This window comes from Streptomyces sp. NPDC002793 (genome assembly GCF_040295485.1).
In the GTDB taxonomy this organism is placed as follows: domain Bacteria; phylum Actinomycetota; class Actinomycetes; order Streptomycetales; family Streptomycetaceae; genus Streptomyces.
The window spans coordinates 55,945-77,444 of record NZ_JBEOVL010000010.1; the positions used below are offsets into that span (position 1 = coordinate 55,945).

A 21,500-nucleotide genomic window follows, 5' to 3' on the forward strand; every position below is an offset into this window, starting at 1 on the left:
GGCGCTCAGGGCCGGGCGAGGCCGGCGACGAAGCGGGAGGTCAGGGCGGTGGGTGCGGTGATGGCGGTTCCGACCACGACGCTGTGCGCGCCGCGGGCGAGGGCTTCGGCAGCCTCCTCGGGGGTATTGATACGGCCTTCGGCGACGACCGGTACAGAGATGGCGGCCGAGAGAGATGTCACAAGGTCCAGATCCGGTCCGGTCTGCTTCGGGGACCCCGGCACGTAGCCGGACAGGGTCGTGGAGACGAAGTCGGCCCCTTGCCCGGCGGCGGCGATGCCCTCGGCGAGTGTGGAGACATCGGCCATGACCAGGGCTCCCGCCCCGTGCACGGCGGTGACCAGCTCGGCGAAGGTGGAGCCGTCGGGGCGCGGCCGGTCGGTGGCGTCGGCGGCGACCACGGCCGCACCGGCCTCGACGAGCGCGAGGGCGTGCCGGACGGTCGGGGTGATGTAGACGCCGGTGTCGCCGTCCTTCCACAGACCGATGACCGGCAGGTTCACGGCCGCGGTGATCGCGGCCACGACCTCGGGCTCGTTGGCGCGGATCGCGGACCCGCCGCCGGCCCCGGCCGCGAGGGCCAGACGTACGAGGGTGGCGGTCTCCCGCATCGGGTCGCCCGGGGGCGCCTGGCAGGAGACGATCAGCCGCCCCCGGAGGGTGTCGGCCAGCTTGTGTGCGGTCATGAGGGTGCTCCCGGGTGGTGGAGGGGAAGGGCGGTGGTCAGGGCGGCGGCGCCCCGTACGGCGGCGTCGTGGCCGAAACGCGGGGGTGCGACGGAGAGTCCGCGCAGCGGTGGCATCAGTTCGCCGGCGAAGGCGGCGGCCAGCGCGTCGCCGTACAGCGGACCGATCCGGGGGACCCCGCCGCCGACGACGACCCGGTCGGGGCCGAGCGCGTTGGCGAGGCCGCCGAGGGCCCGCCCGGCGGCCGTCGCCCCGGTGGTGACGGCACGCACGGCGGCGTCGTCGCCCCGGGCCGCCCGGGCGGCCACCGCTTCGAGCCGGTCCACCGGGGTGCCGGTGAGCCGTGCGTAGTGGGCGGCGATGCCCGGGCCGGAGGCGATGACCTCCAGATGTCCGGTGGCCCCGCAGGTGCAGGGCAGCCCGGCGGCCTCCGCGCTGGGGAGGTGGCCGAGGTGCCCAGCGATACCGGCGGCGCCGTGCAGCATCCGCCCGTCGACGGCGAGGGCGCCGCCCACGCCCGTGCCGACGGCCGCGAACAGCAGCGAGGCGTGGCTGCCCGGCAGGGCGGCGAGCTCCGGGCCCGCTGTGGCGCGTACGTCGTTGTCGCAGGCCACCGGCAGGCCGGTACGTTCCGCCAGGCCGGCGCCGAGCGCGGTGCCCGCCCAGCCGCTGATCGAGTCGGTGGCGCTGGTGACCATGCCGCTGCGGGGGTCGACGACCCCGGCGGCGGCGATGCCCAGGACCGTGGCCCGGCGGCCGGGGTCCACCTCGGCCGCCGCCGCGGCGAGCGCGTCGAGCACCGCTTCGGCGCCGTCCCGGGCGGGGGTGGGGCGGGTGTGCCGGGCCAGTACCGTGCCGCCGGCTCCGAAGAGCGCGCCGGCGATCTTCGTACCGCCGAGGTCGAGGCCGATCACCGCGGCCCCGGTCGGCCGCGCGCTCATCGGACCGGCGGCAGACCGGCGCCGCGCAGCCGCTCCGCGATCAGCGCGACGGACTCGTCGGACAGCTGGATCTGCGGGAAGGCGGTGGCGCCGTTGTCGATGACACCGAGCAGCCGCAGTGCCTGCTTGAAGGAGCCGAGCGCCGAGGAGCTGCGGCCCATGTCCTGTTCGGGACCGACGTCGACCATGGCGAACAGCTTGATGAGCCGCTCCTGTTCCCGGGCGGCGAGCTCCCAGTCGCCGGCCCGCGCGGCGTCGTACAGGCGGACGTAGCCGGCCGGGTCCACGTTGCCGATGCCGGGAACGACACCGTCGGCTCCGGCCAGCAGCGCGGCGTCCACGGTGAGTTCGGAACCGGTCAGCACGCTGAAGTGCGGCACGGGCCCCTGGGCCCGGCCCTCGCGCCCGCCGAGCTCCACGATCAGCCGCCGCAGACCGCCCTCGTCACCGCTGCTGTCCTTGAGCCCGGCGAGGGTGCCGTCCTCGGCCAGCTCGCGTACCAGGGCACCGGAGAGCTTGGAGTGCACGGCCACGGGGATGTCGTAGGCGAACAGCGGCAGGTCGACCGCGGCGCGCAGCCGGCGGAAGTGCCCGGCGATCTCCTTCGGGTGCGTACGGGTGTAGAAGGGCGCCGTCGCCACGAGGGCGTCCGCGCCGAGTTCCGCGGCGGTCCTGGCGTGCTCGGTGACCCGGGCGGTCGTCGTGTCGATGACCCCGGCGAGGACCGGGACCCGGCCGCCGGCCGCGGCGACCACGGTCCGCAGCGCGGTGGCGCGCTGGTCGTCGGTGAGATAGGCGACCTCACTGGTCGAACCGAGCGCGAAGAGCCCGTGCACGCCGCCGTCGACGAGGTGGCCGACGAGCCGGGTCAGGGAGGCCGTGTCGATCTCCCCGCGGTCGTCGAGCGGGGTGCAGACCGGCGGTACGACGCCGTGCAGCGGTGCGGTCAAGGACATGGTGAAGGGCTCCAGCTCGTTCGGTACGCCGGTCCGCCGCCGAAAGGGCAGCGGACCGAAACATGAGACGTAAGATGTCCTATGTCTGGACTCACCTTAAACAGATGCCCCGGCGACCGGTCAAGAGGTGCCGGCGGCCGGCGACACCCCAGGAGGACTGTTGTGGCCCGCCCCACCATGGCGCAGGACATCGAGCGAAGGATCAAGGAACTGATCCTCGAACGAAGGCTCGGACCGGGCGATCCTCTGCCCACCGAGGCCGAGTTGATGGAGCTCTTCTCGGCCGGACGCGTCTCGGTGCGGGAGGCACTCAAGGCGCTCCAGGCCATGAACGTCGTCGAGATCCGGCGCGGTTACGGAACCTTCGTCGGCTCCCTCTCCCTGTCGCCGTTCGCCGAGGGGCTGGCCTTCCGCGCCGCCGTCCGGCACGGGCAGGGCGAGCCGGGCCTGCTGGAGCTGATGAAGGTGCGTGAGGCGCTGGAGACCGGACTGGTCGGCGCAGTCACCGCCGGTGTGCCCGCGGAGGACCTGGCCGTGCTGAGGGGCCTCGTCGCGACGATGGAGGCCGAGGCCGCCCGGCACGGCCGGGTCGCCCGGGCCACCGACCGTGCCTTCCACCTCGCGCTCTACGCCTCGCTCGACAACCACCTGCTCAGCGAGGTGCTGGACGCGTTCTGGGCGGCCATGGACCGGGTGCGCGAGGACGTCGACGACGGTCACCAGGACCCCGCCGTCACCTGCGCCCAGCACCACGAGATCGTCGAGGCCGTCGCGGCGGCCGACGGTGTGCGTGCGGTGCGAGCCATGCGTACGCACTTCGGCGGGATCAGGGCCCGCCTCGAACCCCGGTCCGCGCCCGCTCGGGGATGACTGCTCGTCAGCCCGGCACGTCACGGCACCGCGCGCCCACCGTCCCCGGGTGTCACGGGGTGACGGTCACCGTCCGGCTGCCGGAGGCCTGCTTGCCGTCGGCCCTGTAGGTCACGGTGAGCCCCGCGCTCCCGGAGGCGCCCGCCGGGATCGTGACGGGGACCTTGATGTTCGCGCCCTCACCCGGCCGGACCTGCGGGAACGCCACCTGCTTCGTCGTCCAGCCGCTGGGCACCGTCAGATCGAGCGTTCCCGCCGAGCGGGTCACGTCCATCCGGTTGACGACCCGGACGGTGACCTCCGTGGCCGTGCCCGCCTTCAGGGTGGCCGGCGGGGTGATGGTGATGTCGGCGCAGGTGCCGCCGAGCCACTTCAGATCGAACGAGGAGTAGGTGATGTGCTGGTAGTTGTCGCGCTCGTACAGCAGGCCGACCCGGCCGTCCGGCAGTCGCGTCAGGGTCGAGTACGCGGCACTTCCCGGGTCGACGACCTTGCGGATCGGCCAGGACTTCCCGTTGTCGCAGGACATCTTCACGGTGAGGTTGCTCCGTGAGGACGTGCTCTCCGTGTTGCTGAACAGCAGCCAGGAGGACGTCGGGTCGGACGCGGGCGCGTCCGGGGCGTAGCGGATGACCGAGCCGTTGTTCGCCGGGTCCGGGAGCTCCGTGTCCTGTGTGAACGGCGTGTAGTTGACCCCGCCGTCCGTGGAGTAGGCGATCGTCCGGTACGGCGCGGAACGGTTGTTCAGCATGATGCGGCCGTCGCTGAGCTCGACGGTCTTGTTCTCGTCCCCGCCGGGCCCGACCGGGTTGCCCGTCCTCCAGGTCTCGCCGTGGTCGTCGCTGTAGGCGCTGACCGCGTAGTTGGCCCCGTTGTGGCGGATGGCGTACTGCTGGATCAGCCGCCCCTCGTACGTACCGTTGCGCACCTGGATGCCTTCGCCGGAGGCCGCGAACATCCCGCCCCAGGCCGGGTTCTTGATCTGCCCGGTGATCCGGCGGTGCGTCCAGGTCAGTCCGTCGTCGTCCGAGTAGCTGTAGTCGGCCTGGAGGACATCCGGGTCGGTCTCGTCGTTGCCGGTCGCCGAGCCGAAGAAGCCCTGGTTCACGGATCCCGCGTAGAAGACGAAGATGCGGCCCGTGGTGCGGTCCACGAGCAGGCTGGGATCGCCGAAGCCCTTGGGCGCGGCCTCCTTGCGGATGACCTGCTGGTTCTGCCAGGTCGTTCCGCCGTCGGTGCTGCGCCGCAGGACGACACCGAGGTTGCCCGGCAGGTCGCCGAGCGTGGGGCGGGAGTCGTAGGCGGCGAGCAGGGTGCCCTTGACGGAGGTGGTCAGCGCGGGGATGCGGTAGAAGGGGGATCCGACGCCCTGGGCCGTGAGGTCCTGGGAGGTCAGTTCGCCGGCGGCGGGGGCGCCGTGGGCGCTGCCGGCCGTGGTGGCCACCATGACGGCGGCGGACAGCAGGGCGACGGTGACTCTGCGCTGCATGAACGGTCTCTCTTCTCGTGTGGGGGAGAGCTACGGAGATGGAGCGGCGCGCGTGGCGTGACGGGCCGACGCGTCAGGGGACGGAAAGGGTGCACACCCGGCTGCCGGTGTCGAAGATCTGCAGCTCTTCGATCATCTTCAGGGCGATGCGGTGATGACCCCGCTCGTTGGGATGCAGCCCGTCGCTGAGCAGGGACAGGGGGACCTGACCGCCGTTGCCGGCCAGCCAGTCGTTGTAGTGGTCGACGAAAACGGCCTCCTGCTGCGCGGCGACCTCGCTCATGACCTGTGCGTACTGCGAAAGGTTCACCCGGGCGGGCCACTTGGCCGGATCGACCGGGTTGGGTGCCCGGAGGACCAGGGCCGGGGACCCGGGCAGCGCGCGCACCGAGCCGGCCAGCGAGAGGAGATGGGCCCGGTACTTCTCCGGGCCGAGGCCCGACGTCGCGATGTCGTTGGTCCCGATCATGATCGAGACGACCTTCGGCGAGAAGGCGGTGACCCGCTCGCCGAAGTACGAGACGAGTTCGGCGCTCGTGGCGCCGCTCACCCCCGAATCGATCACGAAGTCGCGGTTCTTGGGTTTGCCCAGCTCCCAGCGGACGCGTTCGGTCCAGTGCTCCGGATAGCTGCGCCAGCCGTTGGTGTGCAGGGCGCCGTGGGTGATGCTGTCACCGGTGAACAGCCAGGTGGCGGGGGTGTTGCTGTTGAGCGCCGTGGAGATCCGGCCGTGGTCGGCGACGACGGGACGCGGGCACTGGGCGACCAGTTCCTCCGTGCCGAGCACCCGGCCCCAGACCGCCGCCCGCTCGATGGTGCCCGTGAAGAACCATTCGCCGGACGGGTGATCGCTGTCCAGGTTCCCACCGAGCGTCAGCGCGGTCAGCCCCGACACACTGCCGAAGAACGGTCGGGTCGCCGTGTCGAACACCGCCTGGCCGCCCGCGTGGACCAGGGTGCGGGTGCCGCTGACGGTGACGGCGACGGTGTGCTGCCGACCGTCGTCGTAGCGTGTCCTGGTCGTGACGTCGAGGAGGACGGCGCCCTTCTGCCGGACCGAGAACCGCAGGGCTCCGCCGGTGAGGTTCAGCGTGAGGTTGGAGGAAGGAGCGGACGGGTCCGAGGCGCTGATCAGTGTCATCGCCTGGTTGTGGCTCGTGGTGCGGAAGGTGACGAGGATCGTCCCGGTGCTGAGCGGGGCGACGGCCCCCGCCGAGGACGACAGGTCGACATACGTGCGGCCTGCCAGGTCCACGGGCGTCCGGTGGTCCACGAGCGGGCCGCCGGTGGCGGCGAAGGCCCGGCCGGCCGGGTGGCCGGACAGGGCCGCCGCGCCTGCGGCAAGGAGTACGGAACGTCTGCGCACGGAGCTGCCTCCGGTCAGGAGAGTGCGGCCTGCCCGGTCGGGAGGCCGGCGAACAAGGAGTGGACCCAGGCCAGTTGCTCGGCCCGGTGGTACTCGGCGCCGCCCTCGTGCCCGTTGAACTCGTAGACGCGTACGTCCTTGGGGCCCGCGTAACGGTTGTAGGCCGTGAAGCAGGTGGAGGGCGGGCAGATCTCGTCCATCAGCGCGATGGAGAACAGCGCGGGCGCGGTCGCCCGGGTGGCGTGGTGCGCCCCGTCGAAGTACGACAGCGTGCGGAACACCGACTCGGTGCGGTCGCGGTAGAGCTGGAGGTAGGCGGCGACCTCGGTGTAGGGCGGCACGCCGGCGATCCGCGCGGCCCGGGAGATGTTGCAGAGGAACGGGACGTCGGGCATCACGCCGGCCAGCCCGGGTACGAGCCCGGCCACGGCCAGTGCGATGCCGCCGCCCTGGCTGAACCCGGTCACCACGATGCGGGCGGGATCGATCTCGGGGTGCTCGCGCATCGCCTCCACGCAGCGCACCGCGTCGGTGAACACCCGCCGGTAGTAGAAGGTCCCGGGGCTCTCCACGCCCCGGGTCAGGAAGCCCGGCACGGCACCGGCGGCCCCGGGGTCGGAGTCGGGTGTGACGCCGCCCGCCGCGGACCAGCCCTGGCCCCGGGTGTCCATGACCAGGTGCGCGTATCCGGCGCAGGCCCACATCAACTGCTCGTGTGCCAGCCCCCGGCCGCGCCCGTAACCCAGGAACTCGACGACGCAGCCGAGTGGTCCGGTGGCCCCGGTGGGGATGTGCAGCCAGCCGCGCACAGGACGGCCGCCGTACCCCGGCACGCTCACGTCGTACGTACGCACCTGGGTCAGCCCGCAGTCCACCTGCTTGTACCGGGGCTCGTCCTGGACGCCGTCGTGCGGCCCCTCGCCGAGCGTGTCGGCCCAGAAGGCGTCGAAGTCGTCGGGCAGCGGGAGTTCGGGCCGGTAGGTGAGGCATTCCGCGAGCGTGAGATCGGCCGACGGCATGGCTGTGCCCTCCTGGGGTACGGGAAGCGACAGGACAGAAGACGTCAGATGTCCTGTCGGCAACCGGACCCTAGGGAGCCTTGTGGCCGGACGTCAAGGGTGTGGTGACCACGGAGCCCGGCCTCCGGGGTGAGGGCGGGAGGCCGGGGCTCTCCTCGGTCAGGCCGGGGCCGCCCCGCGTGACCTGGCCTCGGCGATCCGCCGCCTGACGGGCGCGTAGTGATCGTCGAGGGCCTTGAGGAAGGCGACGACATCGCCCGCCCTGGCGGCGTCCACGATGTTCTGGTGGGCGGCGACCGTCGCCGTCTCGTCCGCGTGTGTGAATCCGTCGAGATGCGGCGCGACGATCGTGTAGACGTCCCAGAAGGCCATCGAGAGCTGGCCGATCAGATCGTTGCCGAGGGGGGCCACCAGGAGGGCGTGGAAGGACCGGTCCGCCGCGACGAAGCCGTGCCCGTCGCCCGCGCCGGTGGCACGCATGGTCGCCACGAGGCCGTCCAGGGTGTCGAGCTGCTCCGTGCTGAGCGAGGAGATGATCCGGTCGGCCATGCCCCTCTCGAAGAGTTCGCGGACATCGACGAGGTCGGCCATCACCTGGAAGTCGTCGTCGGGCGAGAGGAGGCCACGGAAGGTGAGGCTCTCCACCAGTGCGGACAGGCTCAGCCGGCCGACGTACGTCCCGTGGCCGTGGCGCACCTCGACGATGTCGAGGGCGGCGAGGATCTTGACGGCCTCCCGGACGCTGGACCGGCTGGCGCCGAGCGCCTCGCACAGGGCCGGCTCGGTCGGCAGAGGGTCCCCGGGGCGCAGCCGCTCGTCCAGGATGTAGCGCTTGATGCCCTCCACGACTTCCTGTCGCAACAGGGTGCGCCCGGGACGCGTGCCGGACATATCTGAACTCCCCACCTCTTGACCCCTCTCGATTGTCAAGCTACGTTCCCACGCTATCAAGGCATCAGACATCTGACGTCTGATGCTTGGTGGTTCATCGGCACCCCGACAGCCACCGGAACCGCACGTCTCCACCCTTTTCGCCATCGAAGTCCCTTGGAGGACCCGTGCCCGAGCTGAGGCCAGCCGGCGTCGAGCGCCGCACCTTCCTGCGTTACACGAGCGCCATCGGCGCGGCCGCCGCGATCACGGCAGGCCTTTCGGCATGCGGCGGGCCCTCCTCGACCGCCGACGGCGCGGCGGGCAAGGGGGACGGCAGCGGCACCATCGAGGCCGGTCTGTCGTACCCGCTGTCGACCGGATTCGACCCGATGATCACGTCGGGCGCCACGCCGTACGCCGCCAACATGCACATCTTCGAGGGCCTCGTGGATCTCGATCCCGCGACACTCGTGGCCCGCCCCGCGCTCGCCACCGAGATGCCGAAGAAGATCAACGCCACCACCTACCGGGCCACTCTCCGCGACGGTGCGACCTTCCACGACGGGTCACCGGTCACCGCCGATGACGTCGTGTTCAGCTTCGAACGCATCCTGGACCCGAAGAACGCCTCGCTGATGGCGCAGTTCGTGCCGTTCATCGACACCGTCACCGCCGTCGACACCAAGACGGTCGAGTTCAAGCTCAAGCACGCCTTCGCACTCTTCCCGTCCCGCATCGCCGTCGCCCGGATCGTGCCGAAGAAGACGGTCGAGGCGGACGTCAAGGGGTTCGACGCCAAGCCGGTCGGCTCCGGGCCCTACAAGTTCGTCGAGGCCACCCGCGAGGACAAGATCGTCTTCGAGAAGTTCGCCGCGTACAACGGCCCCCACCCGGCCAAGGCCGAGAAGATGATCTGGCGCCTGATGTCGGACCAGTCGGCCCGCGTCAGCGCCATGGAGTCCGGCCGCGTCCAGGCCATCGAGGACGTCCCGTACATCGACGTGAAGCGGCTCTCCGCCACCACGAAGACCGAGTCCGTGCAGTCCTTCGGCCTCCTCTTCCTGATGTTCAACACCGCCGACAAGCGCTTCGCCGACAAGCGGGTCCGCCAGGCGCTGCACTACGCGCTGGACACCGAGAAGATCATCAAGACCGCCATGGTCGGGAACGCGGCGGCCGCGACGGGATACGTCCCCCGGACGCACCCCGATTACCACCAGGCCGCCACCGTCTACACGCACGACGTGGCCAAGGCCAAGAAGCTGCTCGGCGAAGCGGGCGTGGGCAAGCTCGAGTTCACCGTCCTGACCACCGACACCGGCTGGGTCAAGGACATCGCCCCGCTGCTCAAGGAGAGCTGGGCCGCCGCAGGCATCGAGGCCACCCTGAGCATCGCGCAGTCCCCGGCCCAGTACGCCAAGGTCGACAGCGGCGACTTCGAGGTCCTGGTCGCACCCGGCGACCCCTCCGTCTTCGGCAACGACGCCGACCTCCTGATGCGGTGGTTCTACTACGGCTTCTGGCCGGAGAAGCGCTACGGCTGGGCCACGACCGCCGAGTACAAGCAGGTCAAGCAGCTCCTCGACAAGGCCGCCCGGGCCGCCGACGAGCCCGCGCGCAAGCAGCTGTGGGGCCAGATCACCGACCTCGTCGCCGAAGAGGCCGCGCTCTACCCGATCCTCCACCGCAAGCTGCCCACCGCCTGGAACGAGAAGGCCCTGCCCGGCTTCGAGCCGCTGCCCACCACGGGCCTGTCCTTCGTGGACGTCGGCCGCGCCTGACCCCCACCGGTCCGGGCCGCCCTCCCCGGCGGCCCGGACCGCAGTCCGCCCAATCGCAAGGAACCCGACGATGGTTGCTTTTCTCCGGCTCGCGCTGCGCCGCGTCGCGATGATGCCGGTGATGATCCTCGGCATCGCGCTGCTGGTCTTCGTGGTGTTGCAGTTCTCGCCGGTCGACCCGGCCTTCAACGCGCTCGGGGAGAGCGCCACCCCGGAGGCCCGGGAGGCCTTCGCCGAGGCCAACGGTCTCAATGACCCGCTGCCCGTGCGCTACGTCGACTTCCTCGGCCAGTTGCTCCACTTCGACCTCGGGATGACCGTCCCGCCGAGCCAGCCCGTGATCGACCGGATCACCGCGGCCTTCCCGCTCACCCTCCAGCTCACCTTCCTCGGACTGCTCCTCGCGGTCGTCCTGGCCGTCGTCGGCGGCGTACTGGGCGCCATGTACCGCGACCGCTGGCCCGACCAGCTCTTCCGGATCCTGTCCATGGCCGGTGTCGCCGTCCCGTCGTTCTGGCTCGGCGTCCTGCTCATCCAGCAGTTCGCCCTGAACACCCGGATCTTCCCGACCGGCGGATACACCAACCCCGCGGACTCGTTCAGCGGCTGGCTCACCACCATGGTCCTGCCCGCCGTCTCGCTCGCGGTACCCGTCGCGGCGTCCCTCGCCCGCCTCGTCCGCACCTCGATGGTCGCCGAACTCGACCGCGACTACGTCCGTACCGCCCAGGGCAACGGCCTGCCGGTCTTCCTGGTGATCCGCTCGGTGCTGCGCAACGCGCTCGTCACCCCGCTCACCGTGCTCGGCGTCAAGGTCGGCTACCTGCTCAGCGGAGCCGTCGTCATCGAGGCGATCTTCGACCTGCCCGGCATGGGCAAACTCATCCTCGAAGGTGTCACCGGCGGCGACGTGGCCCTGGTCCAGGGCACCGTACTGACCATCGCCATCGCTTTCCTGGTGGTCAACGTCATCGTCGACCTGCTCTATCTGCTGGTCAACCCGCGCATCAGGACGGTGTGACATGTTCACCACGGGCCGTCTGGCCAAGAAGCTCTCCCGACCGGGCATCGCCTTCCGCGCCCTCCCGGTCACCTCCCGCGTCGCCCTCGGTGTCCTGGTCGTCGTCGTCCTCGGCGCCGTACTCGCCCCCCTGCTCACCCAGGACCCGCTGACCACGGGCACCCCCGTGCAGGCCCCCAGCGGCGAGCACTGGTTCGGCACCGACCGGGCGGGACGCGACGTGTTCGCCCGCGTGGTGCACGGATCGCGCTACTCCCTGGTCATCGGCCTCGGCGCGACAGCCGTCGCGCTGATCGCCGGAGCCGTCCTCGGCTCGCTCGCCGCCACCTCGCGCAAACTCGGCGACGAATCCGTCATGCGCACCCTCGACATCGTGATGTCGTTCCCGCCGATCGCGCTCGCGGCCGTCCTCGTCGCCGTGTTCGGCACCAGCATCCCGGTGATCATCTTCACCATCGCCTTCGTGTACACCCCCTCGCTCGCCCGCGTCGTACGCGCCAACGTCCTCGCGCAGTACGGCGAGGACTACGTAGCGGCCGAGAAGGTCATCGGCGCACGGCGTGGCTACATCGTGCTGCGCCACGTCGCCGTCAACTGCATGGCCCCCGTCATGGTGTTCGCCACCGTCATGGTCGCCGAGGCCATCATCTTCGAGGCCAGCCTCTCCTTCATCGGCGCCGGCGTGCAGGACCCCGACCCCAGCTGGGGCAGCGTCCTCGCCTACGGCCGGCAGATCCTCCTGGCGGGCGGCTGGTGGGCCACCTTCTTCCCCGGCCTGGCCCTGCTGGTCACCGTACTCGCGCTCAACATCCTGTCGGAGGGCCTCACCGACGCCTCCGCCGCGCCCAGGAACGCACGCCCCTCGGCCGATTCCAGGACCGTCGCGGCCCCGGACCCCGTCGAGGCCGCCTCGACCGTCGACATCGACGCCGCGCTGGCCGAGCTCGCCCGGCACATCGACGCCACCGAGCCCGCGCTCACCCCGGTACCCGAGGACGCGGGCGAACTCCTCGTCGTACGCGACCTCGCCATCCGCTTCCCGGACCGCTACGGCGAGATCCCCGTCGTCGACAAGCTGAACTTCACCGTCCACGAGGGCGAGACCCTCGGCCTGGTCGGTGAGTCCGGGTGCGGCAAATCCATCACCAGCCTCGCCGTCATGGGCCTCCTCGCCCGCAACGCCGAAGTCAGCGGTGAGATCCTCTACCGCGGCCGGGATCTGCTGAAGCTTCCCCTCAAGGAACGCCGGGCGCTGATGGGCCCCGAGATCGCGATGGTCTACCAGGACGCGCTCTCCTCCCTCAACCCCTCCGTCCTCGTCGGCACCCAGCTGAAGCAGCTGACCTCACGCGGAGGCACCAAGACACCCGCCGAACTCCTCGAACTCGTCGGACTGTCACCGGAACGCACCCTGCGCAGCTACCCGCACGAGCTCTCCGGCGGCCAGCGCCAGCGCGTCCTCATCGCCATGGCCCTGTCCCGCAGCCCCCGCCTCCTGATCGCGGACGAACCGACCACCGCCCTCGACGTCACCGTCCAGGCCCAGGTCGTCGAGCTCCTGATCAGGCTGCGCGACGAACTCGGCTTCGCCATGGTGCTGGTCTCCCACGACCTCGCCCTGGTCGGCGACCTCGCGCACCGGGTCGCCGTCATGTACGCCGGACGCCTCGCCGAGATCGGCGACACACGAGCCGTCCTCACCGACCCCGCCCACCACTACAGCCGGGGCCTCCTCGGCTCCGTCGTCTCCCTGGAAGCCGGCGCGGACCGGCTCCACCAGATCCGCGGAGTCGTCCCCGCCCCCCAGGGCTTCGGCCAGGGCTGCCGCTTCGCGGGACGCTGCGGTGCGGCGACCCAACTCTGCCGCACCACGACCCCCGCGCTCACCGCACGCGGCACCGCGGAGGACCACGGCTCCGCCTGCCACCACCCGGCCGGAGCCGAGAAGCTGGAAGGGAGCGCCCTGTGATCGAGCTCAACGGCGTCCACGTACGCCACAAGGCACGCAGCGGAGGCCTCTTCAGCCGCGATGCCGTCCACGCGCTGACGGACGCGACCCTGCGGGTCGAACGCGGCGAGATCGTGGGTCTGGTGGGGGAGTCGGGCTGTGGCAAGTCCACGCTCGCCCGGGTGCTGACCGGTCTGCAGAAGCCCACCGAGGGTGAGGTCCTCTTCCACGGGCGCGACCTGTGGGAGATGTCGGCCGCCGAGCGGCGGGACGACTTCGGCGCGGCCGTCGGAGTCGTCTTCCAGGACCCCTCCACCGCGCTCAACCCGCGCCTCACCGTCCGCCAGATCCTCCTCGACCCGCTCGACGTCCACCGGCGCGGCACCCGCGAGGCGCGGGAGGCCCGGGTCGAGGAACTGCTCGACCTGGTCGGGCTGCCCGGACACACACTCGCCGCACTGCCCGGACAGCTCTCCGGCGGGCAGCGTCAGCGTGTGGCCATCGCCCGGGCCCTCGCCCTCGAACCGGAACTGATCGTCGCCGACGAACCGACCTCCGCGCTCGACGTCTCCGTGCGCGCCCAGGTACTCAACCTCCTCGTCGACCTGCGTGAACGCCTGGGCCTCGGCATGGTGTTCATCTCGCACGACATCCAGACCGTTCGTTACCTCGCCGACCGCATCGCCGTCCTCTACCTCGGCCGCATCGTCGAGGAGGGCCGGGCCGCCGAGGTGGCGGGCGCACCCGGGCACCCGTACACCGAGGCGCTGCTCTCCGCGACGCCCAGCCTGCTGGAGGCGACCCAGCGCATCGTGCTCACCGGCCCGGTGCCCTCCGCCACCAACCCCCCGCCCGGCTGTCCCTTCAGCACCCGCTGCTGGAAGGCGGACGCGGAGTGCTCCACGGCGTTCCCCGCGGAGACCTCCGGGCCCGGCGGGCACCGCTGGCACTGCGTCCACCCCCAGACCTCCGTCTCCCCCGCCGGGGACCGGACCCCCGTACCGCCCGCAAGGAGCACCGCATGACCACCACCGGCACCCCCTACTCCGGAGTGATCCCGCCCGTCGTCACCCCGCTCACAGCGGACGGTGAGCTCGACCGGGCCTCCCTGGAGCGGGTCGTCGGCCATCTCCTCGACGGAGGTGTCAGCGGCCTCTTCGCCCTCGGCAGCTCCGGCGAGACGGCCTACCTGACCCCGAGTCAGCAGGACGAGGTCATCAAGGTGATCACCGCGACGGCGGCGGGCCGGGTACCGGTCCTCGTCGGTGCCATCGAGACCACCACCAACCGGGCGATCGAGCGGGCACGTGCGGCGGCCGCACTCGGCGCCGACGCGGTCGTGGCCACCGCGCCCTTCTACACACGCACCCATGCCACGGAGATCGACCGCCATTTCCGGGACATCGCCGCGGCCGTGGAGCTGCCGCTCCTCGCGTACGACGTACCGGTCTGCGTGCACAGCAAGCTGGACCCGGAACTCCTGCTGCCGCTCGCGGCGGTCGGAGTGCTCGCGGGGGTGAAGGACTCCAGTGGGGACGACGGATCCTTCCGCCGGCTGGCCCTCGGGGCCAGGGACCTGCCGGGCTTCGCCGTGCTGACCGGACACGAGCTGGTGGTCGACGCGATGATGCTGAGCGGCGCCCACGGCTCCGTGCCCGGCCTGGGCAACGTGGACCCGCACGGTTACGTACGCCTGCACGAGGCGGCCGTACGCGGTGACTGGGCGACAGCCAAGGCCGAACAGGACCGTCTCGTAGCGCTGTTCGACATCGTGGGGGCCGCCGCACCCGGTACCGCCTCGGCGACGGCGGCCGGGCTGGGGGCGTTCAAGACCGCTCTGATGCTGCGCGGGATCATCGCGACCAACGTGATGAGTCCGCCGATGCGCCGTCTGGACGCGGAGGAGACGCACGTGATCGCCGCGTACCTGGACCGGGCCGGACTGTCCCGCGCCTGAGGCACCCCTCTGCACCACGACCACGGGCCGCCCCTCAGCGCTGATGCTGGAGGGCGGCCCGTGGCCGTGTGCACGGAACTAGTTGCGAGAACCGCGGGTGCGGCGCATGAGCACCGCGCCACCCAGCAGCAGCGCCGCGCTGGCTCCGACGGCCATGCCGATCTCGCCCGCACCGGTCTGGGCCAGCTGCGTGTCAGGCGTGTTCGGGCTGTCGGCCGGGGGCTCCTGGGCGGGAGGCTCGGTGACCGGCGGCTCCACCGGCGGCTTCGAGGTGGGCGGCACGACGGTCGGGGGCTCCTCCGTGGGGGGCTCCACCACCGGCGGGTCGACCGGCGGAACCTCGTGCTCGTAGCCGCTCTCGTTGGCGCAGGTGTTGCCGCCCGTGGGGTTGAGCAGGCCGACGACATTGATGCTGTTGCCGCAGGCGTTCACCGGGACGTCCACCGGCACCTGGCCCAGATTGCCGGACAGGACGCCGGGCGAGCCGACGGCCTTGCCGTCGGCACTGGCGCCGGAGGACTGCTGGCCGTGGCCTTCGCCGTACGCGTCGCCGTGCTCGTCACCGTACGCGTCGCCGTGCTCGTCACCCGAGCTGACGTTCGCGCAGGCGTTGCCGAAGGCCGGGTTCAGCAGTGCGATCACATCGACGGTGTTGCCACAGAGGTTGACCGGGACGTGCACCGGCACCTGTACGGCGTTGCCCGAGCCGACGCCCGGCGAGTTCGCGGCGACACCGTCGGCCGAGGCGTCGGCGTGCGCGTAACCGCCGGCGGCCGTCAGGATGCCCGACGCCGCCGCCATGACGATCATGCTTTTATTCAGAACCTGTCGCATTACATGCCCTTCTCCGGTGAAATTCGCGTGGGCGGTGACCCTGATGGCGGTCATTCCATCGACGCGGACGACTTCCTAACGACGCGACGGTTACGGGGGAAACTTGGAGATCGGTGGAAATTCTGTAACCACCCGAAAGGGTCACGTACGGATGTTCGCCCAAGGGTGGAGTTCCGGCATTCGGGTGAACGCCGCCGAACCGGAGGAACCAAACGCCCGGCGGTGAGTTGATCAGGGCGCTCCGCCGCGGGGCACTCGGTACGAGAAGGGTTCATCGTGATCAAGAAGGTTCTGGCTACGGGCGCCGTCGCCGCCTCCATCCTCGGTCTCTCGGCGACCAGCGCCATGGCGATCGGTGACGACACCGGCACCACGTCGATCAACGGCAACGGTGCCGAGTCCGCGTTCGGCAACAGCGCGACCAAGGGCGACCAGAGCCCGCAGCTCAGCCTGGTCCAGGGCTCGCTGAACAAGCCCTGTGTCGCGCTCCCGGTCAAGGCCAACGTCGGTTCGCTGATCGGGCTCATCCCGATCACGGTCCAGGACGTCAACGTCCTGTCCTCGCCGCAGAACCAGCAGTGCACGGACAACTCCACCCAGGCCAAGGGTGACGAGGCGCTGTCGCACATCCTGTCGGACATTCCGGTTCTCTCCGGCAACGGTGCCGGCAACAGCTGACCCTGACCGGGCCGCAACGACCGGTCCGGGCCGCCGACACTCCTCCATCGTGCGGTCCGGGCCTGCGGCATTCGGGCGGCTTTCCGGGAAACGGCTCCCATAGCGTTTCGATGGCGCCCGTCAATCGTTACGGATTACAGCTCCGGAGTCACGAGCGCGTTCCGACAGGCGCTCGTGCGGCACGAAAGACGTGTCCGTCGAAGACTCCGCTGCAGAAAGGGACGAAAGTGAAGTACACCAAGGTTGCCGCCGTCGCCGCCGGAACCCTCATGGCGCTGGGCGCCGCTGCTCCGGCCATGGCCGACTCCGGCGCCGAGGCCGTTGCCGCCCACTCCCCGGGTGTCCTGTCCGGCAACGTCGTGCAGGTTCCGATCCACATCCCGGTGAACGTCTGCGGCAACACGATCAACGTGATCGGTCTGCTCAACCCGGCGTTCGGCAACACCTGCATCAACGGCTGATCTTTCGCCGGCCGAGCCGACGGCTCGGCATGAGAAGGCCCCGGAGCGCGGTTACCGCTCCGGGGCCTTCTCGCTGTGCACGGGAAATGCCGTGCGCACAGTTTCCCCGCGCACCGTTCGATCGTTGTCCCTGCAAAGGCGGCGAATGCCGCCGGAGAAGGGAATTGAGAAAGTGAAGTACGCCAAGACCGTCGCCCTCGTCGCAGGATCCGTGGCCGCTCTCGGGGCGGCCGCTCCCGCCTTCGCCGCCACCCCCACGGCTCCTCGGATCAGCCTCACCACGGGTGTCAACCAGCTGTCCTCCACCCTGCCGACCGTCCCCGACCAGGTGGTGAATCCCGTGGTGGACGCGGTGGGCCACACGGCGGAGAAGGTGCGGGAGGACGGCACGGTCGCCAAGTCGGCGGACGCGGTCACCGGTGTCGCCGAGGCGGCGGGGCCGCTCCTGGGCGGGCTCTCGATCGGCGGCTGATCCGGGGAAATCGTTCGAGTGATATGGCGCAACCGAAACCGTCTGGGGGAGTTGTACAGAATGCTCCGGACAGGCGGGCAACAGAGAAATTCAGAAGGGCACGTTCATGATGAAGAAGATTCTGGCGTCCGCGGCAGTCGCCGCCTCCGTCGCAGGCGTTTCCGCCGCTGCCGCCCCCTCGGCCATGGCGGTCGGCAACGACCACGGCACGACGACGGTCAACGGCAACGGCGCCGACCAGTACTACGGCAACAGCAGCACGCACGGTGACATGAGCCCGCAGATCGGCCTCATCCAGGGTTCGTTCAACAAGCCCTGCATCGCCCTGCCGGCGAAGGCCAACCTCGGTTCGCTGATCGGGCTCATCCCGATCACGGTCCAGGACATCAACGTCCTGTCCTCGCCGCAGAACCAGCAGTGCACCGAGAACTCCACCCAGGCCAAGGGGGACGAGGCGCTGTCGCACATCCTGAACGACATCCCGATCCTCTCGGCCAACGGTGCGGGCAACAACTGACCCCGAGCGATCCCGGCTGCCCCTAGGCCCGTTCCGGCCAGGGGCACCACCTCCCGCCTCGACGTAGCCGGTGAAGACGTGTGGGGCCGTTCCGTCCGTGTCGCGACCGACTTCCGGTCGGCGCTCGGATGGGCCGGCCCCACACGTCCGTCCACTCCCGGTCTGCACGTCGGGTAGCCCGATAGTGCGGGAATTGGGCCGGTTGCCGCAGTCGAGGCCGAGGCGGCGCAACGGGCCGGGTAGGTGCGTTTCATGGATCCGTACGACAGTCATCACGCGCCCGGCGGCGACCGGTCGCCGGAGAGCTCCACGCCCATCTACGACCGGCTGCTCGCCGAATGGCGGTCCGCGCGAGGCCGGGAGGGTGTTTTCGTCCCCGCCGCCCGCGTGGAGGCCGGCCGCAGGCAGCGGCCACGTCGACCGTGAAGCGCATCCAACCCGTTCGAGTGGTGTAGCGGAACCAAACACTCCGCTCGTGGTTAACAGTACGTTCCACAACGGGACGCTCCGAAAGGTGAAGCGTAATGAAGAAGATGATGGCCGGCGCCGCTGTGGCTGTGTCCCTGATCGGTCTTTCCGCCGCTGCGGCCCCCTCGGCCATGGCGATCGGCAACGACCACGGCACCACCACGGTCAACGGCAACGGCGCCGAGTCCGAGTTCGGCAACAGCGAGACCAAGGGCGACCAGAGCCCGCAGCTCAGCCTCGTGCAGGGCTCGCTCAACAAGCCCTGCATCGCGCTCCCGGTCAAGGCCAACGTCGGTTCGCTGATCGGGCTCATCCCGATCACGGTCCAGGACGTCAACGTCCTGTCCAACCCGCAGAACCAGCAGTGCGCGGACAACTCCACCCAGGCCAAGGGTGACGAGCCGCTGTCGCACATCCTGAGCGACATCCCGGTGCTCTCGGGCAACGGCGTCGGCAACAACTGACACCACTGAGTGCGGGCGGCCGGGGCGCAACGCCTGCGGACCGCCCGCATTCGGCTGTGCGGCCGGATGCGGCGATGCCCACCACTCCACGGGGGGTGGTGGGCATCGCCGTGTGTGCGGGAGTGCTGGGGCGGTCAGCCCAGGCTGCGTACCGGCATGAGGCAGTGGGCGGAGGTCCCGATGACCTCGGGGTCGCACACGAAGGACCGCAGCAGTTCCTCGCCGACCGGCTGCCCGGGCACGGCCGCGGGCCACGGACGTGTCGCGAACATCCCGTGCACCCTGCCCTCCGAACGGGCCACGGCCAGCCACTCCTGCGGCATGGTGTGCTGCGCCTTGAAGTGAGGCAGCGTCAGGACGGCCTGCCCGGCCTGCACGAGCAGCTTCACCGGATGGTTCGGCAGGTCCGAGACGTCCAGCGTCTCGCCTCCCACCCGCAGGCCACTGCGCTCCAGGGCCGTGCGCATGGCCCTCTCGCCGGTCTCCGGGCCGTCCGTCCCGTCGCCGAGCGAATAGGTGAGCAGGAAGGCGGTCCCCCGCCCTGTCGCGGGGTCGGACCCGCTCCAGCCGATCAGGATCTGGGTGCCCAACTGGGCGGGTGAGAAAGGGGTGGTGGCGGATGTGGATGAGGTCATGTCCGGCACACTAACGGCCCGAGACCGGTCCTTGTGCACGCGTATCACCTGATCGGGGAATATCTCTGCCAACTCCCCACAATGCGCCGGAGGAGGCCCCCACCCGGAAAACCTGTTGACGACCCCGGGCCTCCCCGGGCTACGGTGTGCGCAGTTCAAGGAATCAGGAGGTGAGGACATTGATGACTGTCGTTGCGGTGGGCACTGCCCACGACCCGAAGCGCATCGTTCCCACCCCCGTGGCCGCCGGCTGATCCTGACCTTTCCCTCCGCGCCTGAACGCGCGTTGCCGGGGCCGCCCTTGTGAAGGGTTTCCCTTGTCTTTCTCCATCTCTCAGGCCTCCACCCCGTCGCACCCTCTGGCCCCGTACGGCTGGGACGACGCATGGGCCGACACCTTCGCCCCGTACGCCGAGCAGGGACTCCTGCCGGGACGCGTGGTGCGGGTGGACCGCGGCCGGTGCGACGTGGTCACGTCGGACGGCACCCTCAGGGCGGACACCGCCTTCGTGGTGCCCCGTGACCCGATGCGGATCGTCTGCACCGGCGACTGGGTGGCCGTCGACCCCGACGGCGACCCGCGGTTCGTCCGTACCCTTCTGCCCCGTCGCACCGCCTTCGTACGCTCGACGTCCTCGCAGCGCTCCGAAGGACAGGTGCTCGCCACCAACATCGACCACATCGTCATCTGTGTGTCGCTCGCCGTCGAGCTGGACCTCGGACGACTGGAACGGTTCCTGGCACTGGCCATGTCCAGCACCGACGGCGCCGCCCTGCTCGACGACGGGGCCCGCTCCGCGGGGTACGAGGCGCATCCGCTCGTGCTGCTCACCAAGGCCGACCTCGTCCCGGACGCCACGACACTGTCCCACCTCGTCACGGACATCGAGGGCATCGCCCCCGGGGTGCAGGTGCTTCCCGTCAGCTCGGCCACGGGGGAGGGCGTCGACGTGTTCGGTGCGATCGTCACCGGCGGTACGAGCGTGCTGCTCGGAACCTCCGGCGCCGGCAAGTCGACGCTCGCCAACGCCCTGCTCGGCGAGGACGTGATGCACGTACAGGCGGCGCGGGAGGTGGACGGCAAGGGCCGTCACACCACCACGACGCGCAATCTCCTCGTGCTGCCGGCCGGGGGTGTCCTGATCGACACCCCCGGGCTGCGGGGCGTCGGTCTCTGGGACGCGGGGACCGGCGTCGGCCAGGTCTTCTCGGAGATCGAGGACCTGGCGCGGCAGTGCCGCTTCCACGACTGCGCCCACGAGGCCGAGCCCGGCTGCGCGGTGCTCGGCGCGATCGAGGACGGGTCACTGCCCGAGCGGCGTCTCGACAGCTACCGCAAGCTGCTCCGGGAGAACCACCGCATCGCGGCGAAGACGGACGCCCGGCTGCGCACCGAGACCCTGCGCGAATGGAAGCGCAGGAGCGCGGAGGGCCGTGCCGCCATGGTGATGAAGCGGGGCAGGGTGCGTTGACGGGAACGGCCCGGGGCGTCCTGACGACGGAAGCCGTCCGGACGCCCCGCGGTCATCAGCCCCAGAGGACGGCGCCCAGCCACGCACCCACCGCCAGAAGGCAGCAGAAGAGCTCCAGGAGCACCGAGTACCCCGTCGCCCGCATCACGGACCTGAGGGACGCCCGGCCCGCCGCCCCGCTGCCGAGGCGCAGGCGCTCGGCGCCGTAGACGGCGCCGACGTATCCCAGGATCCCGCCGGCCACGGGGATCAGGAAGAAGCCGGCGATGGCGGCGATCCCCCCGGCCATCAGCGTCCTGCGCGGCGCCCCCGTCTCGTGGGGTCGCCGCGAGGGCAGCAGCACCTTCAACGCCTGGTTCAGCAGCAGCAGGCACGTCGCGCCGATCAACACGCCCCAGGCGACCGGAGTCGGGTCCGTGAGCGCCCACCAGAGCACCGCGGCCCAGACGATCGCCTGCCCGGGCACGCCCGGCACCAGTACGCCGATCAGGCCGAGCAGCATCACCGCCCCGACGGCAACGAGCTGCCATGCACTCATTCGACCAGCGTGCCGGAGCGCGCCGGGTCCCGCGCGCCAGCGGGGGCCCGTGAG

At 70.8% G+C, this 21,500-nt stretch carries 23 protein-coding genes; 13 read left to right on the top strand and 10 right to left on the bottom strand.

The window, feature by feature from the left end:
• Window positions 1-5: 5 nt before the first annotated feature.
• Genes ABT001_RS12080 through ABT001_RS12090 form a run of 3 tightly spaced genes read right to left on the bottom strand, consistent with a single transcriptional unit; the run spans window position 6 to window position 2,583 of the window.
• On the bottom strand, window positions 6-686 hold the full coding sequence (locus tag ABT001_RS12080; protein ID WP_351275715.1) for an N-acetylmannosamine-6-phosphate 2-epimerase: 681 nt from the start codon (window positions 684-686) through the stop codon (window positions 6-8).
• Window positions 683-1,627, bottom strand: coding sequence for an ROK family protein (locus ABT001_RS12085; RefSeq protein WP_351275717.1), 945 nt, complete (start codon window positions 1,625-1,627; stop codon window positions 683-685). The genes ABT001_RS12080 and ABT001_RS12085 overlap by 4 nt, the downstream gene beginning before the upstream one ends.
• A complete protein-coding gene (locus ABT001_RS12090) occupies window positions 1,624-2,583 on the bottom strand; it encodes a dihydrodipicolinate synthase family protein (protein WP_351275719.1) in 960 nt (319 codons plus the stop codon). The genes ABT001_RS12085 and ABT001_RS12090 overlap by 4 nt, the downstream gene beginning before the upstream one ends.
• Before the next feature lie 162 nt (window positions 2,584-2,745).
• On the opposite strand from ABT001_RS12090, the gene ABT001_RS12095 reads away from it, so the two are divergent.
• The gene (locus tag ABT001_RS12095; RefSeq protein WP_351275721.1) at window positions 2,746-3,453 is read left to right on the top strand and encodes a FadR/GntR family transcriptional regulator; all 708 of its coding nucleotides are present in this window, start codon (window positions 2,746-2,748) and stop codon (window positions 3,451-3,453) included.
• Window positions 3,454-3,505: 52 nt separating this feature from the next.
• Here ABT001_RS12095 and ABT001_RS12100 read toward each other — a convergent pair whose 3' ends face one another.
• The 4 genes from ABT001_RS12100 to ABT001_RS12115 all read right to left on the bottom strand — a co-directional run bounded on the left by ABT001_RS12100 (window position 3,506) and on the right by ABT001_RS12115 (window position 8,218).
• The gene (locus ABT001_RS12100) at window positions 3,506-4,942 is read right to left on the bottom strand and encodes a sialidase family protein (RefSeq protein ID WP_351275723.1); all 1,437 of its coding nucleotides are present in this window, start codon (window positions 4,940-4,942) and stop codon (window positions 3,506-3,508) included.
• Window positions 4,943-5,015: 73 nt separating this feature from the next.
• Window positions 5,016-6,308 (bottom strand): GDSL-type esterase/lipase family protein, encoded by a 1,293-nt coding sequence (locus ABT001_RS12105; protein ID WP_351275725.1) that lies wholly within the window; start codon window positions 6,306-6,308, stop codon window positions 5,016-5,018.
• 14 nt (window positions 6,309-6,322) lie between these two features.
• Window positions 6,323-7,327 carry an acetylxylan esterase gene (locus ABT001_RS12110; RefSeq protein ID WP_351275727.1) on the bottom strand — a complete coding sequence of 335 codons (1,005 nt, stop codon included), beginning with the start codon at window positions 7,325-7,327 and terminating at the stop codon, window positions 6,323-6,325.
• A gap of 159 nt (window positions 7,328-7,486) precedes the next feature.
• The gene (locus ABT001_RS12115; RefSeq protein ID WP_351275729.1) at window positions 7,487-8,218 is read right to left on the bottom strand and encodes a FadR/GntR family transcriptional regulator; all 732 of its coding nucleotides are present in this window, start codon (window positions 8,216-8,218) and stop codon (window positions 7,487-7,489) included.
• 167 nt (window positions 8,219-8,385) lie between these two features.
• Here ABT001_RS12115 and ABT001_RS12120 point away from each other — a divergent pair, with 167 nt between their 5' ends.
• The 5 genes from ABT001_RS12120 to ABT001_RS12140 all read left to right on the top strand — a co-directional run bounded on the left by ABT001_RS12120 (window position 8,386) and on the right by ABT001_RS12140 (window position 14,907).
• Window positions 8,386-9,981 (top strand): ABC transporter substrate-binding protein, encoded by a 1,596-nt coding sequence (locus tag ABT001_RS12120; protein ID WP_351275731.1) that lies wholly within the window; start codon window positions 8,386-8,388, stop codon window positions 9,979-9,981.
• Window positions 9,982-10,051: 70 nt separating this feature from the next.
• The gene (locus tag ABT001_RS12125) at window positions 10,052-11,002 is read left to right on the top strand and encodes an ABC transporter permease (RefSeq protein ID WP_351275733.1); all 951 of its coding nucleotides are present in this window, start codon (window positions 10,052-10,054) and stop codon (window positions 11,000-11,002) included.
• 1 nt (window position 11,003) lies between these two features.
• Complete coding sequence (locus ABT001_RS12130; RefSeq protein ID WP_351275735.1) at window positions 11,004-12,971, top strand: dipeptide/oligopeptide/nickel ABC transporter permease/ATP-binding protein; 1,968 nt, start codon at window positions 11,004-11,006, stop codon at window positions 12,969-12,971.
• Window positions 12,968-13,975: an oligopeptide/dipeptide ABC transporter ATP-binding protein gene (locus tag ABT001_RS12135; RefSeq protein ID WP_351275737.1), complete on the top strand. Its 1,008-nt coding sequence runs from the start codon at window positions 12,968-12,970 to the stop codon at window positions 13,973-13,975. The genes ABT001_RS12130 and ABT001_RS12135 overlap by 4 nt, the downstream gene beginning before the upstream one ends.
• Window positions 13,972-14,907, top strand: coding sequence for a dihydrodipicolinate synthase family protein (locus tag ABT001_RS12140; protein WP_351275739.1), 936 nt, complete (start codon window positions 13,972-13,974; stop codon window positions 14,905-14,907). The genes ABT001_RS12135 and ABT001_RS12140 overlap by 4 nt, the downstream gene beginning before the upstream one ends.
• Window positions 14,908-14,985: 78 nt before the next feature.
• Here the strand turns inward: ABT001_RS12140 and ABT001_RS12145 are convergent, their stop codons facing one another.
• A complete protein-coding gene (locus ABT001_RS12145) occupies window positions 14,986-15,741 on the bottom strand; it encodes a chaplin (protein WP_351275741.1) in 756 nt (251 codons plus the stop codon).
• 276 nt (window positions 15,742-16,017) lie between these two features.
• Here ABT001_RS12145 and ABT001_RS12150 point away from each other — a divergent pair, with 276 nt between their 5' ends.
• The 6 genes from ABT001_RS12150 to ABT001_RS12175 all read left to right on the top strand — a co-directional run bounded on the left by ABT001_RS12150 (window position 16,018) and on the right by ABT001_RS12175 (window position 18,801).
• Entirely contained in the window at window positions 16,018-16,419 is a 402-nt protein-coding gene (locus ABT001_RS12150) for a rodlin (protein WP_351275743.1), read from the top strand.
• A gap of 227 nt (window positions 16,420-16,646) precedes the next feature.
• The gene (locus ABT001_RS12155; protein ID WP_502967457.1) at window positions 16,647-16,880 is read left to right on the top strand and encodes a chaplin; all 234 of its coding nucleotides are present in this window, start codon (window positions 16,647-16,649) and stop codon (window positions 16,878-16,880) included.
• A gap of 172 nt (window positions 16,881-17,052) precedes the next feature.
• The gene (locus ABT001_RS12160) at window positions 17,053-17,352 is read left to right on the top strand and encodes a hypothetical protein (protein ID WP_351275745.1); all 300 of its coding nucleotides are present in this window, start codon (window positions 17,053-17,055) and stop codon (window positions 17,350-17,352) included.
• Window positions 17,353-17,458: 106 nt separating this feature from the next.
• Entirely contained in the window at window positions 17,459-17,869 is a 411-nt protein-coding gene (locus ABT001_RS12165) for a rodlin (protein WP_351275746.1), read from the top strand.
• 252 nt (window positions 17,870-18,121) lie between these two features.
• A complete protein-coding gene (locus tag ABT001_RS12170; protein WP_351275748.1) occupies window positions 18,122-18,295 on the top strand; it encodes a hypothetical protein in 174 nt (57 codons plus the stop codon).
• Window positions 18,296-18,393: 98 nt separating this feature from the next.
• Complete coding sequence (locus ABT001_RS12175; protein ID WP_351275750.1) at window positions 18,394-18,801, top strand: rodlin; 408 nt, start codon at window positions 18,394-18,396, stop codon at window positions 18,799-18,801.
• A 134-nt stretch (window positions 18,802-18,935) separates the two neighbouring features.
• On the opposite strand, the gene ABT001_RS12180 is transcribed toward ABT001_RS12175, so the two are convergent.
• Complete coding sequence (locus tag ABT001_RS12180) at window positions 18,936-19,436, bottom strand: DUF5949 family protein (RefSeq protein WP_351275752.1); 501 nt, start codon at window positions 19,434-19,436, stop codon at window positions 18,936-18,938.
• A 317-nt stretch (window positions 19,437-19,753) separates the two neighbouring features.
• Between ABT001_RS12180 and rsgA the strand changes: the two genes are divergently transcribed.
• Window positions 19,754-20,908, top strand: coding sequence for a ribosome small subunit-dependent GTPase A (gene rsgA / locus ABT001_RS12185; protein WP_351275754.1), 1,155 nt, complete (start codon window positions 19,754-19,756; stop codon window positions 20,906-20,908).
• Between the two features lie 55 nt (window positions 20,909-20,963).
• On the opposite strand, the gene ABT001_RS12190 is transcribed toward rsgA, so the two are convergent.
• Complete coding sequence (locus ABT001_RS12190) at window positions 20,964-21,446, bottom strand: DUF456 domain-containing protein (RefSeq protein WP_351275756.1); 483 nt, start codon at window positions 21,444-21,446, stop codon at window positions 20,964-20,966.
• Between the last annotated feature and the right edge of the window lie 54 nt (window positions 21,447-21,500).